Annotated in this window: 11 protein-coding genes; 5 read left to right on the top strand and 6 right to left on the bottom strand. The window is 67.6% G+C overall.

Features of this window, described 5'->3' with window-relative positions; all coding sequences use genetic code 11:
- The first annotated feature begins 2 nt into the window (after nucleotides 1-2).
- From xylA to V7Q48_RS05445, 5 genes are all read left to right on the top strand, one after another.
- Complete coding sequence (gene xylA / locus V7Q48_RS05465; RefSeq protein WP_333836759.1) at nucleotides 3-1,310, top strand: xylose isomerase; 1,308 nt, start codon at nucleotides 3-5, stop codon at nucleotides 1,308-1,310.
- Between the two features lie 61 nt (nucleotides 1,311-1,371).
- Nucleotides 1,372-2,082 (top strand): acetylxylan esterase, encoded by a 711-nt coding sequence (locus V7Q48_RS05460; protein WP_333836758.1) that lies wholly within the window; start codon nucleotides 1,372-1,374, stop codon nucleotides 2,080-2,082.
- Nucleotides 2,083-2,098: 16 nt separating this feature from the next.
- Nucleotides 2,099-3,541 (top strand): family 43 glycosylhydrolase, encoded by a 1,443-nt coding sequence (locus V7Q48_RS05455; RefSeq protein ID WP_333836757.1) that lies wholly within the window; start codon nucleotides 2,099-2,101, stop codon nucleotides 3,539-3,541.
- A 119-nt stretch (nucleotides 3,542-3,660) separates the two neighbouring features.
- Nucleotides 3,661-4,452 carry a FadR/GntR family transcriptional regulator gene (locus V7Q48_RS05450; RefSeq protein ID WP_442947094.1) on the top strand — a complete coding sequence of 264 codons (792 nt, stop codon included), beginning with the start codon at nucleotides 3,661-3,663 and terminating at the stop codon, nucleotides 4,450-4,452.
- Between the two features lie 64 nt (nucleotides 4,453-4,516).
- A complete protein-coding gene (locus tag V7Q48_RS05445) occupies nucleotides 4,517-5,797 on the top strand; it encodes a sugar MFS transporter (protein WP_442947093.1) in 1,281 nt (426 codons plus the stop codon).
- A 79-nt stretch (nucleotides 5,798-5,876) separates the two neighbouring features.
- Here the strand turns inward: V7Q48_RS05445 and V7Q48_RS05440 are convergent, their stop codons facing one another.
- From V7Q48_RS05440 to V7Q48_RS05415, 6 genes are all read right to left on the bottom strand, one after another.
- The gene (locus tag V7Q48_RS05440) at nucleotides 5,877-6,806 is read right to left on the bottom strand and encodes a Gfo/Idh/MocA family protein (protein ID WP_333836755.1); all 930 of its coding nucleotides are present in this window, start codon (nucleotides 6,804-6,806) and stop codon (nucleotides 5,877-5,879) included.
- A gap of 3 nt (nucleotides 6,807-6,809) precedes the next feature.
- The gene (gene araD1 / locus V7Q48_RS05435; protein ID WP_333836754.1) at nucleotides 6,810-7,790 is read right to left on the bottom strand and encodes an AraD1 family protein; all 981 of its coding nucleotides are present in this window, start codon (nucleotides 7,788-7,790) and stop codon (nucleotides 6,810-6,812) included.
- A complete protein-coding gene (locus V7Q48_RS05430; protein ID WP_333836753.1) occupies nucleotides 7,787-9,361 on the bottom strand; it encodes an aldehyde dehydrogenase (NADP(+)) in 1,575 nt (524 codons plus the stop codon). The genes araD1 and V7Q48_RS05430 overlap by 4 nt, the downstream gene beginning before the upstream one ends.
- 96 nt (nucleotides 9,362-9,457) lie before the next feature.
- Nucleotides 9,458-11,242 carry an IlvD/Edd family dehydratase gene (locus tag V7Q48_RS05425; RefSeq protein WP_333836752.1) on the bottom strand — a complete coding sequence of 595 codons (1,785 nt, stop codon included), beginning with the start codon at nucleotides 11,240-11,242 and terminating at the stop codon, nucleotides 9,458-9,460.
- Complete coding sequence (locus tag V7Q48_RS05420; protein ID WP_442947092.1) at nucleotides 11,239-12,375, bottom strand: aldose epimerase family protein; 1,137 nt, start codon at nucleotides 12,373-12,375, stop codon at nucleotides 11,239-11,241. Before V7Q48_RS05420 ends, V7Q48_RS05425 begins: the two co-directional genes overlap by 4 nt.
- 282 nt (nucleotides 12,376-12,657) lie before the next feature.
- The gene (locus V7Q48_RS05415) at nucleotides 12,658-15,357 is read right to left on the bottom strand and encodes a glycoside hydrolase family 3 C-terminal domain-containing protein (RefSeq protein ID WP_333836751.1); all 2,700 of its coding nucleotides are present in this window, start codon (nucleotides 15,355-15,357) and stop codon (nucleotides 12,658-12,660) included.
- Nucleotides 15,358-15,360: the final 3 nt, after the last annotated feature.

Below are 15,360 nucleotides of genomic sequence, written 5' to 3'. Positions count from 1 at the left end.
CCATGTCTGCCGACTATTTCGCCCAATTCGAAACCGTCCGCTACGAAGGCCCCGACGCCACCAGCGACCTCGCCTATCGCTGGTACGACAAGGACCGCGTGGTCTTCGGCAAGCGCATGGAAGACTACCTGCGCTTTGCGGTGTGCTTCTGGCACACCTTCTGCTGGCCCGGCAGCGACGTATTCGGCGCCGGCACCTTCGACCGCCCGTGGCTCAACGGCCCGCAGGACGAGGCAGCCGCCCGCGCCAAGCGTGAAGCCGCGCTCGCCTTTGTCGAAAAGCTCGACCTGCCGTTCTACTGCTTCCACGACGTGGACGTGATGGCGCCCGCCGAAACCATCGGCGAATTCCGCGCCAGCTTCGCGCGCGCCGTCGACCATCTGGAAGAACTGCAGGAAAAGCACGGCCGCAAGCTGCTGTGGGGCACGGCCAACCTGTTCAGCCACCCGCGCTACCTCGCCGGTGCCGCCACCAGCCCGCGTCCCGAGGTCTATGCCTGGGCCGCCAGCCAGGTGCGCGACGCGCTCGAGGCCACGCACCGCCTCGGCGGCGCCAACTACGTGCTGTGGGGCGGCCGTGAAGGTTACGACACGATCCTCAACACCAACCTCGCGGTGGAGCAGGAGAATTTCGGTCGCTTCCTGCAGCTGGTGGTCGAGCACAAGCACAAGATCGGGTTTGCCGGCACGATCCTGATCGAGCCCAAGCCGCACGAGCCGACCAAGCACCAGTACGATTTCGACACGCAGACCGTGTACGGCTTCCTCAAGCGCTTCGGCCTCGAGAACGAGGTCAAGGTCAACATCGAGGCCAACCACGCCACGCTGTCGGGCCACACCTTCGAGCACGAAATCGCCATGGCCGGTGCGCTGGGCGTGATGGGTTCGATCGACGCGAACCGCGGCGACCCGCAGAATGGCTGGGATACCGACCAGTTCCCCAACTCGGTCGAGGAACTGACCCTCGCGCTGATCGAGCTCGAGCGTGCCGGCGGCTTCACCGACGGTGGCTTCAACTTCGACGCCAAGGTCCGTCGCCAGTCGGTCGACGCGGCCGACCTGTTCCACGGCCACATCGGCGGCGTCGACGTGATCGCCAAGGCGCTGCTGCGCGCCGAGGCGGCTATCGCCGACGGCCGCCTCGATGCCTTCCGTGACGAGCGCTACGCCGGCTGGAAGGCCGAGCTGGGCCAGACCATCAAGGGCAGCGACCTCGCCGCCATCGCCGACCTGGCGATTGCGCAGGACCTCGCGCCCAAGCCGGTCTCGGGCCGGCAGGAATGGCTGGAGAACCTCATCAACCGGTTCTGATCCAACGACAAGAAGGGGCGCTGCGGCGCCCCTTCGCATAGAAGCACAAGAGAGGCTGTCCATGGTTCCCCCCTTCGTCCGCGCGCTCCTGCTCGCGGCGGCCGCCACCGGCGTGCCCGCCGCCCCCGCTCTCGCCGCGCCTGCGCTTGCCGATACCGACGCGCAGCGCCTGGCCCCCTATTTTGCGCCCGCCACCGCGACGCCGGCCAAGCCCGATGCCGATGGCTTCTTGCGCCGCTGGCTGGTGCTCGAACCGTTCGCCAAGCCCAATCGCACCAACCAGGGCTTCACCCGCGCCTACGTCCGGGACGCATTTGCCCAGACCACGCCGCCCGGCCCCGCGCTCGCCGTGCCGCGGGCCGGGCAGACCGTGACGATCGCCGGCCAGCGACTGCAATGGCGCGCACTCGACAGCCAGCTGTTCGATGCCAAGCTGTTCAACTTCGCGCAGGCGCTCGGCAAGACGACCTACGGCGTGATCTTCCGCGTCACGACCGTGGTCGTGTCGGACCGCGAGATCCCCGAGGCCCATCTGGCGGTTGGCTCCAACTCCGCATCGATCTGGTGGCTCAACGGTCGCGAGGCGACGGCGCTGTTCGGTGATCGCCGCATGGTGATGGACGATGGCGTCTCCCCGGCCGTCACGCTGCACAAGGGCCGCAACGTCCTGCAGGGCGCGATCATCAATGGTCCCGGCCTCAGCGACTTCTGCGCGCGCTTCGTCGACGCCGCTGGCCGCCCGATCACCGATCTTTCGATCACGCTGCGCTGAGCGCGGGAGAGCACCCATGAAAAAGCAGCTTCTGCTGGCATCCGCCATTCTCGGCGCGCTGTGCGCCAGCCCGGCCAGCGCGCAACTGGCGGGCGAACCGTTCATTCACGACCCCTCGACGATCGCCGAAAGCGACGGCCAGTTCTGGACGTTCGGCACGGGCGCGGGCGGTCTGGTCTCCCGCGATGGCTGGACCTGGCACCGCGGCGGCGAGCGTCCCGGTGGCGGCGTCGCGCCTGACGTGATCCACATCGGCGATCGCTACTACGTCGCCTATGCGGTCGGTGGCGGCGGCATGAACGGCGGCCACGCCAGCGACGTCAAGGTGATGTGGACGCACTCGCTCGATTCCAAGTCGCCCAGGTTCGGGTATCACGACGTCGGCGTGGTCGCCTCGAGCGATGGCAAGGAGCCGAACGACGCGATCGATCCCGCCTTCCTGATCGCGGACGGGCACCTGTGGCTGAGCTACGGCACTTACTTCGGCTATATCCGCATGGTCGAGCTCGACCCCGCGACTGGCCAGCGCGTGCCCGGCAACCAGCCCGTCGACATCGCGATCGACCTCGAGGCGACCGCGCTGATGCACCGCGACGGCTGGTATTACCTGCTCGGCACGCAAGGCACCTGCTGCGATGGGCCGAATTCGACGTACAACATCCGCGTCGGCCGCTCGCGCAGCCCGCTCGGCCCCTATGTCGACGATTTCGGTGTGCCGATGCTCAAGGGCGGCGGCAAGCTGGTCTGGGGTGCGCACGGGCGCACGTTCGGCGCCGGTCATTTCGGCCTGATCGACATGGGTGACGGCGTCGAGAAGTTCTCGTTCCATTACGAATCCGACCTCGACCGCACGGCGCGCAGCGTGCTCGCCATCCAGCCGCTGACCTGGCGCGATGGCTGGCCCGAGGGGCAGGAAAACCTGCGCGCCGGGACGTACGAGATCCGCTCGGCGCGCGGGACCGTGCTGGAGCTGGCGGTCGACGAAGTGCGCATGCCGTTCGACTGGAAACGCAGCGGTTTCTTTTCACCCGAAGGTCCTATCGAGCCCCTGCCCGCGCAGACGCTCGAGGAAAACCGCAAGACCTGGCCGACCGGCAACGTCGATGTCGATCTCGGCGACAACATGGTTCGTCCCAACCAGTTGTGGACGATCACCCGGGTCGCCGAGGCGGGCGGATACATGGGCTCGCCCTATGTGCGCATCACGGTCGCCGGCACGGACCGGGCGCTGGCCGTGACGCGTGACGGTGCGGTGATCACGGTGCCTGCCTTCACCGGCGCGCCCGAGCAGCTATGGCGCATCGACCAGCTAAGCGACGGCACCTCGCGCATCGTCCCTCGCACCACCCCCGATCCGCGCGCGCCGCTGGCACTGGCGGCGGTGGGCCGATCGACGCTGCGGCTGATGCGGTTCGACCCGCAGAGCCCGGCCGGGCGGTGGACGCTGCGACTTCCCTGACCCCCCAGACCCTCCCCATCAGCGATGGGGAGGCGTCAGGCGCTCACGCATACGACTGACGGAGCGCCCAACCCTCGCGCACCGACTGGACAAGCGCCGCGAAAACCCCATACGCTGGTATGATGAATTCAGAAGACCGAAACGGGGGCGGCAGCGTGAAGCGCAGGACCGGGGACTACGGCACCGAGCGGCCGGACAAGGCGCTGCGCCTGCACGGCTCGATCGCGCGCGACCTCGGCATCGCCATCGTGACGGGGCGCTATCCACCCGGGCATGTGCTGTCGAGCGAGGTCGACTTTGCCGAGCGCAACCACGTCTCGCGCACCGCCTATCGCGAGGCGATCCGCATCCTTGCCGCCAAGGGCCTCGTCGAAAGCCGGCCCAAAGCAGGCACGCGGATCACCGATCCGATCCGCTGGCAGATCCTCGACCCCGAAGTCCTCGCCTGGGCCTTCGAGGGCGAGCCGAGCCGCGCCTTCATCAACGACCTGTTCGAATTGCGCATGGTGATCGAGCCGGCGGCGGCGGAAATGGCGGCCAGGCGGCGAACCGGCGAACACCTGGCGCAGATGGGCCATGCGCTGGAGGAAATGGCGCGCCACGGCCTGACCACCCCCGCCGGCCGCGCCGCCGACCAGACGTTCCACATCACGCTGCTCAAGGCCGCGCGCAATGCGGCGATGCTGTCGCTGGCGAGCTCGATCGCCGCTGCGGTGCAGTGGACCACGATCTACAAGCACCGCAACAACAAGCTGCCGCGCGATCCCGTCCCCGATCATCGCCTGCTGTTCGATGCCGTGGCCAATGGCGATGCCCCCGCCGCGCATGCCGCCATGCGCCATCTCATCGAACTGGCCCTTGCCGACATCGGCCCGCTGGAAGACGCCGCCGACGAGCCAGCCGGCGGCTGAACGCTTGACCCCGAAGAAACCTCGGATTAACTCGTACATATAAGAACAGACGAGAGGTTTCTTCGTGCCAGCCCCCATCGCCGCCGCTTCGGCAACCGGCCTACCGGTGCCGACCAAGACCCACGCGCGCTCGCTGGCCCTGCTCGCCAGCCTGTTTTTCATGTGGGGTTTCATCACGGTTATCAACAACACGCTGCTGCCGCACCTGCGCAGCGTGTTCCAGCTCGACTATACTCAGACAACGCTGATCGAGTCCGTATGGTTCGTGGCCTATTTCGTGGCCTCGATCCCGGCGGCATTCCTGATCGAGCGGGTCGGCTACCGGCGCGCCATCGTGATCGGTCTCGCCATCATGGCCGTCGGATCGCTCGGCATGGTGCCGGCGGCGCGTCTTCCCAGCTATGGCGTCACGCTGGTCGCGCTGTTCGTGGTCGCGTGCGGCATCGCCCTGCTGCAGGTTGCCGCCAATCCCTTTGTCGCCGTGCTGGGTCCGGCCGAGACCGCGGAAAGCCGGCTGACGCTGGTCCAGGCGTTCAATTCGACCGGCACCTGGCTGGCGCCGTTCTTCGGCGGCTACCTGATCCTTTCGCGCACCAAGGGCGGGACCGCCGCTGCGGGCGCGGCGCAGCTGTCGCAGGCAGACCGCTATGCCGATGCTCTCGCGACACAGTTGCCCTATGTTCTCGTCGCCATCGTGCTGATCGCGCTGGCCGTGGTGTTCAGCCGCGTCCAGTTGCCCGAACCGCAAACCTCGCGCCACCGTGACGGCGAGCGGGTCAAGCGCAGCGCGCTGCTCGGCCACCGCAACCTCGTGTTCGGCGTGCCCGCGATCTTCATCTACCTGATCGCCGAGATCGGGGTCGCCAACCTGTTCATCAACTTCGTCTCGCAGCCCGCGATCGGCAATGTCAGCCAAGCCACGGCGTCGAACTACCTCACACTGCTGTGGGGCGGCATGGCCGTGGGCCGCTTCGGCGGCGCCTTCCTGATGCGCCGCCTGCCCGCCGACCGCGTCCTCGCCGGGTTCGCGCTCGCCGCCTTCGTGGTCATGGTATGCGCCGCCACGTTCCACGGCCCCGCCGCGATGTGGGCGCTGATCCTCGTCGGCCTGTGCCACTCGATCATGTTCCCGACGATCTTCACGCTCGGGATCAAGGGCCTCGGCCCGCTGACCGAGGAAGCCTCGGGGCTGCTGATCATGGCGATCTCGGGCGGCGCCCTCGTCGTCGTGCAAGGACGCCTGGCGGACATGTTCGGCCTGCAGCAGAGCTTCTGGCTGACCGCAGCGTGCGAGATCTACATCCTCTTCTACGCCCTGTGGGGGAGCCGCCCTCGCCCGGCGTGATCGCCCGCCAACAGACAAAAAGAAAACCCGCCGGGGCATCGACACCGGCGGGTTTCTTTATGACAGCTGGACAGCGGCGTCAGAATTCGAACGCCGGTTCCTTGATGACGGTGCCACGGTTCAGCGCCGCGTGTACGAGCTCGAGCGGCCGGGCATCGAAGTCGCTCTCGCCATGGCGCACCAGATCGGCGAAGCGCTGGTAAAGCCGCGCATATTCGCCGTCGCTGGGAACGTCGACGGACTCGCCATCAACCACGAGCGTGTGCCCGCCTTTCCCCATCGCGATCGTCCCCTTGTTGGTGGCGATCACGATGTCCCAGCGATTGATCCCTTGATACAGGAAATCGAGGTCGAGCCGCACCGGCGCGCCGCCGTCGAGCCGCATCGCCACCTGTGCCTTGATCGGCGCGCCGCGGTTTTCCGGGATGCCGAGGCTCGCCTGCTCCACCGCCAGCGCGCCGGGCAGGATGCGCGTAAGGATCGAGACGGCGTTGATCGCCGGATCGAAGACTCCGAAGCCCGTGGCCTCCATCAGCCATTCCTGGCCCGGGTGCCAGTGGCGCACGTCTTCGTGCCAGGTCACGTCGATCGCCTCGACCGTGCGGGTCTTGAGCAGGTCCTCCACCCGATCGACGGGGCCGGTCTCGCGCGAATGCCAGGCAGCAAACAGCGTGCGGCCCTGCGCGCGTGCCTGCTCGGCCAATGCGGCGGCCTCGTCGGGCGTCAGTGCCGGGGGCTTCTCCAGCATCACGGCCAGACCCGCAGCCAGCGCCTCGCGCGCCAGCGCGGCGCGCACCACCGGCGGCGTGCAGATGCTTACCGCGTCGAGTTTTTCCGCGGCGAGCATGGCGCCGAGCGTATCATGCCGGACGACGCCATCCACGCCGCCGTGCGGGTCGGCGACCGCGACGAGTCCAAGACCCGGCGTGCCGGCAATGGCCGCAAGGTGCTGATCGTGAACGATCTTGCCCGCGCCGACGAGACCCAGGCGGATCGGACGATCAGCCATGACTCAGAGCACCGCCACGCGGGCCAGGCCTTCGTCGTCTGCACGTGCCAGCGGATTGGCGAGCGGCAGGGTGAAGGCATCGGCGCTGATCTCGAACACGTCGCCGGGCTGCGTTTCCACCCCATCGGCGCACGACAGCGTGCCGGTGCCGAAGAAATGGATGTGGACGAAGCCGGGACGCCGGAACAGGCCATACTTGAAGTGATGGTGCTCGAGGTTGGCGAGCGTGTGGCTCATGTTCGCCTCGCCCGACAGGAAAGGCTTCTCCCAGATCACCACGCCGTCACGGCGGATGCGGCTGGTGCCCTGCACGCTGGCGGGCAGTTCGCCCAGCAGCAATTCGGGCGCGAGCGCGGCCTGCCGCAGCTTGGAATGCGCCAGCCACAGGTAGTTCTGGCGCTCGGTCACGTGGTCGGAGAACTCATTGCCGAACGCATAGCCGAGCCGATAGACCTTGCCGTCCTGGCCGACGTGATAGACGCCGGCGATCTCCGGCTCCTCGCCGCCATCCTCGGCAAAGGCCGGCATGGTCAGCGCTTCGCCGCTCGCGCGCAGGATCGAACCGTCGCCCTTGTAGAACCATTCGGGCTGGGCGCCGACCGCGCCCTCCGCCGGCTTGCCGCCTTCGAGACCCATCAGGAACATGCGCATCGAGTCGGTCGCCTGGCCCGCCGAGGCGGCCTTGTGCATCTTGTCGCGACCCTCGGCACTGCCGAGATGCGTGAGGCCGGTGCCGGCCACCTGGACATAGGCCGGATCGGCATGGTCGATGGGCAGCAGGAGCGTGACAGCCGACAGGTCGACAACCTCACCGGCCTGCGCGGCGGCGAGCCCGGCAAGGGTGGTCCCTTGCGCGATCGCCTTCCCGGCAAGCTCGAGCGTGGTGGTCACGCCATCGACGCGCCGCGCGGTTCCGTCGGCCGAGAGTGCGGCGACCCCGCGCGTGCCGTCTTGCGCGAACTGGACCAGCGAACGCACGCTCATGCGGCCACCCACGTGCCGTCGATGCGGCGCGGCAGATGCCAGGGGTTCGCGTCCTGCAGCGCGGGCGGCAGGATCGCATCGGGGATCGACTGATAGCACACGGGGCGCAGGAAGCGCGTCATCGCCAGAGTGCCGACCGACGTCGTGCGCGAGTCCGAGGTGGCGGGGAACGGGCCGCCATGGACCATGGCGTGCGACACCTCGACACCGGTGGGCCAGCCATTGGCCAGCACGCGACCGACGCGGTTGCTCAGCACCGGCAGCACTTCCGCGGCCAGTGCGTTGTCCGCCTCGCGCATATGCAGCGTCGCGGTCAGCTGGCCTTCGATCGTGGCGAGCAGCGCCTTGAGTTCGTCGTGGTCACGCGCGGCGACGACGACCGAGCTCGCGCCGAACACTTCGTGGCCCAGCGCGGCGTCGGCCATGAATTCGGCAGCCGAGGTCTTGAACAGCGCGGCGGTGCCGGCGGTCCCTTCGCCCGGCAGGCCGACGGCGACCTGCGTGGCGGCGGGGTTCTGCTCGAGTGCGGCAACGCCCTTGGCATAGGCAGCAGCAATACCCGGCGTCAGCATGACCTGCGGCACGGCGCAGCTGACGGCATCGGCGGCTGCGGCGATGAAGCGGTCGAGATCGGGGCCATCGAGCGCGATGACGAGGCCCGGGTTGGTGCAGAACTGGCCGCTGCCCATGGTGAGCGAGGCCACGAACGCCTTGCCGAGGCCCTCGGCATCTTCGGCGAGCGCGGCAGGCAGCAGTACGACCGGATTGATCGCCGAAAGCTCGGCATAGACCGGGATCGGCTGCGCACGCTTCTGCGCGAGTTCGACCAGCGCCAGGCCACCGCCACGGCTGCCGGTAAAGCCAACAGCCTGGATGGCGGGATGTGACACCAGCGAGCCGCCGAGGTCATGCGTCGTGCCGGGCAGGTACGAGAACACGCCCTCGGGCAGGCCCGACGAGACGACGGCCGAGCGGATCGCGCGGGCGACCAGTTCGCCGGTGCCAGGGTGCGCCGGATGGCCCTTGACCACGACCGGGCAGCCGGCGGCGAAGGCCGAGGCGGTGTCGCCGCCGGCCACGCTGAACGCCAGCGGGAAGTTCGAGGCGCCGAACACCGCGACCGGGCCGAGCGGCACGTTCATGCGGCGCAGATCGGGGCGCGGCAGCGGCTGGCGATCGGACATGGCCGGGTCGATCGTCACGTCGAGCCAGCGGCCTGCACGCACTTCGGCGGCGAACAGGCGTAGCTGGCCGACGGTGCGGCCACGCTCGCCTTCGAGGCGCATGCGCGGCAGGCCAGACTCGGCCATGGCCGTCTCGATCAGCGCGTCGCCGATGGCGAGAATGGCCTCGGCAGCGGCCTCGAGGAACGCGGCGCGCGCCTCGGGCGTGGTCGCGCCGAAGGCCGGGGCGGCGGCGGCGGCAAGGTTTGCCGCGCGGTCGACTTCGGCAGCGCCCGCTTCATAAATCGCAGGACCGAAGGGCTGGCCGGTGGCGGCGTTGAACGCCTGGAAGGTCGACGAGGTGGTGACGTCCTCGTTGCCGATGAGAATGGAGCCGGTGACGGTCATGGTCCTGGATTCCTGGATTGCGTCGGGAGGGGGACGGTCCCATTCCGCCGTGCGATCATGCCGGCGGAATGGGATATTCGCATTACAAATGGGTCGTCAGTGGTTGTCGCGCGGCAACCCGCGTTCCTGGGCGATGCGCTGGTACTTCTCCGCGCCCTCCAGGATCATGCCGGTGCCCATGTCGCCGACCATCGAACGCTGGATTTCCTGCCACGGGGTCTGGCTGGCCGGATAGGCATAGCCGCCCGCCGCGGCCAGATCGGCCTTGCGCTGTGCCAGTTCCTCGTCGGAAATCAGCACGTCGGCCGTGCCCTTGCCCAGGTCGATACGCACGCGGTCACCGGTGCGCAGCAGAGCGAGCCCGCCACTGGCCGCAGCCTCGGGGCTGGCGTTGAGGATCGAGGGGCTGCCCGATGTGCCGGACTGGCGACCGTCGCCGATGCACGGCAGGGCGCGGATGCCCTCGCGCAGCAGATAGGCCGGCGCACGCATGTTCACCACTTCGGCCGCACCCGGATAGCCGATAGGGCCGGCGCCGCGCATGACCATCAGGGTGTGCTCGGTGATACCGGTGGCCGGATCGTCGACGCGCGCGTGATAGTCCTCGGGGCCGTCGAACACCACGACCGGGCCTTCGAACGCTTCGGGATCGGCGGGGTTCGACAGATAGCGGTTGCGGAATTCCTCGCTGATGACGCTGGTCTTCATCACTGCGCTGTCGAACAGGTTGCCCGACAGGACGATGAAGCCGGCGTTCTCGACCAGGGGATCGCCGAACGGACGAATGACCTTCTCGTCCTCGATCATGGCACCACGGCAGTTGTCGCCCATGGTCTTGCCGTTCACGGTCATCGCATCCTCGGCGATGAGACCCTGCTCCATCAGCTGGTTGACCACGGCCGGCACGCCGCCGGCGCGGTAGTAGTCCTCGCCGAGGTATTCGCCCGCCGGCTGGAGGTTGACGAGCAGCGGCACGTCATGGCCGTGCTCCTGCCAGTCGCGGACATCGAGTTCCACGCCCATGTGGCGGGCGATGGCGCACAGGTGGATCGGCGCGTTGGTCGAGCCGCCGATCGCGGAATTGACCTTGATCGCATTGAGGAACGCGTCGCGCGTCATCACGTCGGACGGCTTGAGATCCTCGGCGACCATGTCGACGATGCGCTTGCCGGTCAAATAGGCCACTTCCTGGCGATCGCGATACGGCGCGGGGATCGCGGCGCTGCCGGGCAGGCTCATGCCCAGCGCCTCGGCGAGCGAATTCATCGTCGTCGCCGTGCCCATGGTGTTGCAGTAGCCGGTCGACGGCGCCGACGAGGCAACCAGCTTGATGAAGCCGGCATCGTCGATCTCGCCGCGCGAGAGCATTTCGCGTGCTTTCCACACGATCGTGCCCGAACCGGTGCGCTCGCCCTTGTGCCAGCCATTCAGCATCGGGCCGACCGACAGCGCGATCGCCGGGATGTTGACCGTGGCGGCCGCCATCAGCGCAGCGGGCGTGGTCTTGTCGCACCCGATGGTCAGCACCACGCCGTCGAGCGGATAGCCATAGAGCACTTCGACGAGGCCGAGGTACGCCAGGTTGCGGTCGAGGCCGGCGGTCGGGCGCTTGCCGGTTTCCTGGATCGGGTGAACCGGGAATTCGAGGACGATGCCGCCCGCCTCGCGAATGCCTTCGCGCACGCGCTCCGCCAGCACCAGGTGGTGGCGGTTGCAGGGGCTCAGATCGCTGCCGGTCTGGGCGATGCCGATGATCGGGCGCCCGCTGCGCAGTTCCTCGAGGCTGAGGCCGAAGTTCAGGTAGCGCTCGAGATAGAGCGCGGTCATGTCGATGTTTTCGGGATTGTCGAACCAGGCGGCCGAACGAAGCTTGCGAGTCATGGGTTCACCGTCACGCGATAGATCATGGTATGGGAATAGGGATGCTGGGCATCGATACGGGCCGAGCCGAACGCCGGTTGATTCGGCGTATCGGGGAACTTCTGCGGCTCGAGGGCGATGCCATCACCCATGCGATAGAGATGGCCGTTCTTGCCGCGGATCGTGCCATCAATGAAGTTGCCGGTGTAGAACTGCACGCCCGGCTCGGTCGAGAGAACCTCGAGCACGCGGCCCGATTGCCGATCCTCCAGCTTGGCCAGCAGCTTGGGCGTCTTGGTCAGCCCGGCATCGATGGCGAAGTTGTGGTCGTAGCCATGGCCGGCGACGATCTGCGCATCGCGCGCATCGCGTAGGCCCTCGGCCACGACGCGCCCTTTACGAAAATCGAACGGCGTACCATCCACGGCGCGCAATTCCCCTGTGGGGATCAGCGCGGCGTTGGCCGGCGTGTAGTGGCCAGCCGGGATCGTCAGCACTTCGTCCATCGCATCGCGCTGGCCGCCCTCGCCCGCGAGGTTGAACAGGGCGTGATTGGTCATGTTGACGATGGTCGGCTTGTCGGTCGAGGCTCCAAACGCGATCTGCAGGTTGCCGGCCTCGTCGAGCGAATAGGTCACCGTCACCTTGAGCGTGCCGGGATAACCGCTGTCGCCATCGGGGCTCACATGGCTGAAGACCACCGACGCCACCGGGCCTGACGAGACCTTGTCCACGGTCCACAACTGGCTGTCGAAGCCCTTGCCACCGCCATGGAGGCTGTTGACCTTGTCGTTGAGCGGGAGCTGGTACGTCTTGCCGTCGAGCACGAACTTGCCCCCGGCGATGCGGTTGGCATAGCGGCCTACGGTGACGCCGAAAAAGGTCTGGCGCGCTTCGTAGGCGCCGCCGTCCTCGAGGCCGAGAACGATGTCCGCGACCTTGCCGGCGCGATCGGGTGCCATGAACTTTTGCAGGGTGGCGCCAAAGGCCAGCACGCGCGCGGAAACCCCGTGGCTGTTCGAAAGCACGATCGCCTCGACCTTGCGCCCGTCGGCCAGCGTGCCGCCGTCCTCGCGCTGCGCCGTCGCGGCCCAAACATTTGTCGAGACCAGCGTGGCCACCATGGCCAGCCCGGCCCATCCCTTGCGATTCATGACACGCTCCCTTGCGGGTGGTTGGCGCTTTGTAATCATACCGGACGCTCGGTCAGAACCCGGTCTCGATCGGCAAATGGCCTTCAACCACCTCTGTTTTGTTGAAATTTCACCGATCTCGGCCGCGAGCGGACGCCCGATCGACGCGTTATTTACTCGTACATAATCCGCAGTGCCGAAAACTTCAAGCGTGTTGGGGCCGGGAACCCCACGCAGAAACGGGGCGATAGTCTTGCTACCGCCCCGCCCTGAATCCTGCGAACTCCCGCCCCAGAGCCTGCCTTAAAGAGGCAGGTCGACCGCGTGATCCACCGTGAACCCGCTCGAAACCGCCGGCAAGCCGCTGTCGGGCTGGCCGCCACCCAGCGACAGTGCATACTTGCCCACGAACACCTGGCGGCGCCCGTCCTCGGTCACCGCCGAGAGGTCGCGCGGGCTGAGGTCGAGTGTTACCGTCCGGGTCTGTCCCGCCAGGATCGACACGCGCTGGAAGCCGCGTAGTGCGATCCGCGGGGCGCCCGGCAATTGCGGCACGGTGAGGTAAAGTTGCGCCACTTCGTCGCCGTCACGCGCGCTTGTATTGCGCACGTCGGCGGTCACGCGGATACCGTTCGCAGCATCGCCGCCCACCGGCGCAACCTTGAGGTTGGAATAGCTGAACTTGCTATAGCTCAGCCCATAGCCGAAGCCGTAAACCGGCTTTCCGGTGAAGTAGCGATACGTGCGGCCGGCCATGCCGTAGTTGTCGAAGGCCGGCAGGTCCTTGACGTCGCGATAGAAGGTCAGCGGCAGGCGGCCGGCCGGATTGACCTGGCCCGACAGGACCTGCGCCACCGCAAGACCGCCGGACTGCCCCGGATACCATGCCTCGACGATGGCGGAGGCGTTGTCCTTCGCCCAGGCGAGGTTGATCGGGCTGCCGTTCATAGTCACGACGGCCAGCGGCTTGCCCAGCCCCTTGGCCTTCGCCAGCAGTTCGCGCTGGTCCGCCGGCAGTTCGAGCGAAGTCTTGTCCCCGCCCTCGAAGCCTTCGATCTTGAGCGGCATTTCCTCGCCCTCGAGTTCGGCGGTCAGGCCGACGACCGCAAGCACGACATCCACGTTGGCGGCGGCCTTGGCCATCTCGCCATAAGTGTCGCGCGAGACGCGCTTCCAGAACAGCCCCGGCGAGGCTGCGCCGCCGCCCGGCATGTCGAAGTGCATGCGATAGCGCTCGCCCTTGCGCAGGTCGACGTCGACAAATTCGGGGCGCTCGCCCCACAGCGAATAGTGGTCGGACTTCACTACCGGCTTTCCGCCGACCTCGAGCGCTCCCTTGGCCGCCGTCACGCCGAGGCGATAAGTGCCGGTCTCGGGCGCGACAAAGTAGCCGTCCCATACGACCTGGTAAGCGTCTGCGACCTGCTTGAGTTCGGAAGCACTCGTCGCGAGGTTGCTTTCGATCCGCGTCACCACCGGCTTTGCGGCATAGCGGCGCTGGTCGCGCGGCTGCTTGGGGTCGATCGCGTTGTAATAGGCGGCGCGCAGGCCCGGCTTGCCGTCCGGGGTCACGAAGTGGCCATCGGGCACGAGATCGCCGTCGGTGATCGTCGGTGCAAAGGGCACATGGGTGATCGTCGCCTGCGGGAATGCCTTGCGCAGCCCGTCGAGCACCGAGATCGGCGGCGCGCTGGCGGCGGACGAATAGTTGCCGCGCAACACGCGCGTCGCATCGGCCAGCGGACCGACGACGAGGATGCGCGCATTCGGGCGCAGCGGCAGCACGCCATCGTTCTTGAGCAGGACGAGGCTTTCGGCGGCCGTGCGCAATGCCAGCGCCTGGTTGGCGGGCGTGCCGATCGCGCTGACGGGCACAGGCCCGGACTTGCGCGCCGACAGGCCCGGCAAGTCGCCATTGCGATAGCGCGCAGAAAACAGCCGGACCAGAGCGCGATCCATGTCGGCTTCGGTCAGCAGCCCGCTCTTCAGCGCCGCGACATAGCGATCGCCCAGCCCCTTGGCCTCGCCGATCGTGCCGGTGTGGCACTCGTTATCGACGCCGGTGCGGAACGCGATGGCGACGCCCTCGGCCGGGGTCGTCGCGTACTTGTGGTGATCCGAGATGTCGACGACCGCGTCGCAGTCCGACACGACATAGCCCTTGAAGCCCCAGGCGTCGCGCAGGTGTTCCTTGAGCAGGAGGTTGCTGGCGCAAGCCGGCTGGCCGTCGATGCGGTTGTAGGCGCACATGATCGAGCCGGCCTTGGCATCGACGATCGCGGCACGAAACGCGGGGAGATAGGTATCTTCCAGATCGTGCGCGGAGACGAAGACGTTGGCGACGTGGCGCGTCGATTCCGGGCCGGAATGGACCGCGAAGTGCTTGGGCGTGGCGACGACGTCGGGAAGATCGGGGTTGGCGCCCTGCATGCCGGTGATGAAGGCAACGCCCATGTGCGCGGTGAGGAACGGATCCTCGCCATAGGTTTCCTGGCCGCGGCCCCAGCGCGGATCGCGGTAGATGTTGATGTTGGGCGACCAGGTATCGAGGCCCGTGCCGATCTTGCCGAGGTGCCCGGTCGCACGGCCAAGCGTGTGCAACGCGCGGACCTCGACGCTGATCGTGCCGGCGACATCGTGGATCAGCGCAGGGCTGAACGTCGCGGCAAGGCCGACGGGTTCGGGGAAGTTGGTCGTCGGCACCGCGCCGATCGCGCCGTGCAGCGATTCGGTCCACCAGTTGTAGGCTGGCACGCTAAGCCGCGGGATCGCAGGTGCGACGTTGACGAGCTGCCCGACCTTTTCCTCGGTGGTCATCTTCGCGACGAGGGCGGCGGCCATCCCGTCTGCTTCGGCGACGGCGGCGCTACCCTGTACAGGCGCGACGGACTGCGCCGCAACGACCGACGGGGCGGCAGCAAGAACGGCGCTGCCCGCGAGAAGCGCGCAGGCAAGGCCGGTACGCCGGGTCCGAAGTCGCGACGGGATGCGGAATGGGGACAAGGG

The organism is Novosphingobium sp. (genome assembly GCF_036803765.1).
Lineage (GTDB): Bacteria > Pseudomonadota > Alphaproteobacteria > Sphingomonadales > Sphingomonadaceae > Novosphingobium.
This window is presented reverse-complemented; position numbering and strand designations above follow the sequence as displayed.

What these genes read in the sequence shown, in the direction of transcription:
- araD1 (WP_333836754.1), bottom strand. Translation starts at nt 7,790, where the DNA reads ATGAGCGTGCGTTCGCTGGTCCAGTTCGCGCAAGACGGCACGCGCGGG.
- V7Q48_RS05440 (WP_333836755.1), bottom strand. Translation starts at nt 6,806, where the DNA reads ATGGCTGATCGTCCGATCCGCCTGGGTCTCGTCGGCGCGGGCAAGATC.
- V7Q48_RS05420 (WP_442947092.1), bottom strand. Translation starts at nt 12,375, where the DNA reads ATGAATCGCAAGGGATGGGCCGGGCTGGCCATGGTGGCCACGCTGGTC.
- V7Q48_RS05430 (WP_333836753.1), bottom strand. Translation starts at nt 9,361, where the DNA reads ATGACCGTCACCGGCTCCATTCTCATCGGCAACGAGGACGTCACCACC.
- xylA (WP_333836759.1), top strand. Translation starts at nt 3, where the DNA reads ATGTCTGCCGACTATTTCGCCCAATTCGAAACCGTCCGCTACGAAGGC.
- V7Q48_RS05460 (WP_333836758.1), top strand. Translation starts at nt 1,372, where the DNA reads ATGGTTCCCCCCTTCGTCCGCGCGCTCCTGCTCGCGGCGGCCGCCACC.
- V7Q48_RS05455 (WP_333836757.1), top strand. Translation starts at nt 2,099, where the DNA reads ATGAAAAAGCAGCTTCTGCTGGCATCCGCCATTCTCGGCGCGCTGTGC.
- V7Q48_RS05425 (WP_333836752.1), bottom strand. Translation starts at nt 11,242, where the DNA reads ATGACTCGCAAGCTTCGTTCGGCCGCCTGGTTCGACAATCCCGAAAAC.
- V7Q48_RS05450 (WP_442947094.1), top strand. Translation starts at nt 3,661, where the DNA reads ATGATGAATTCAGAAGACCGAAACGGGGGCGGCAGCGTGAAGCGCAGG.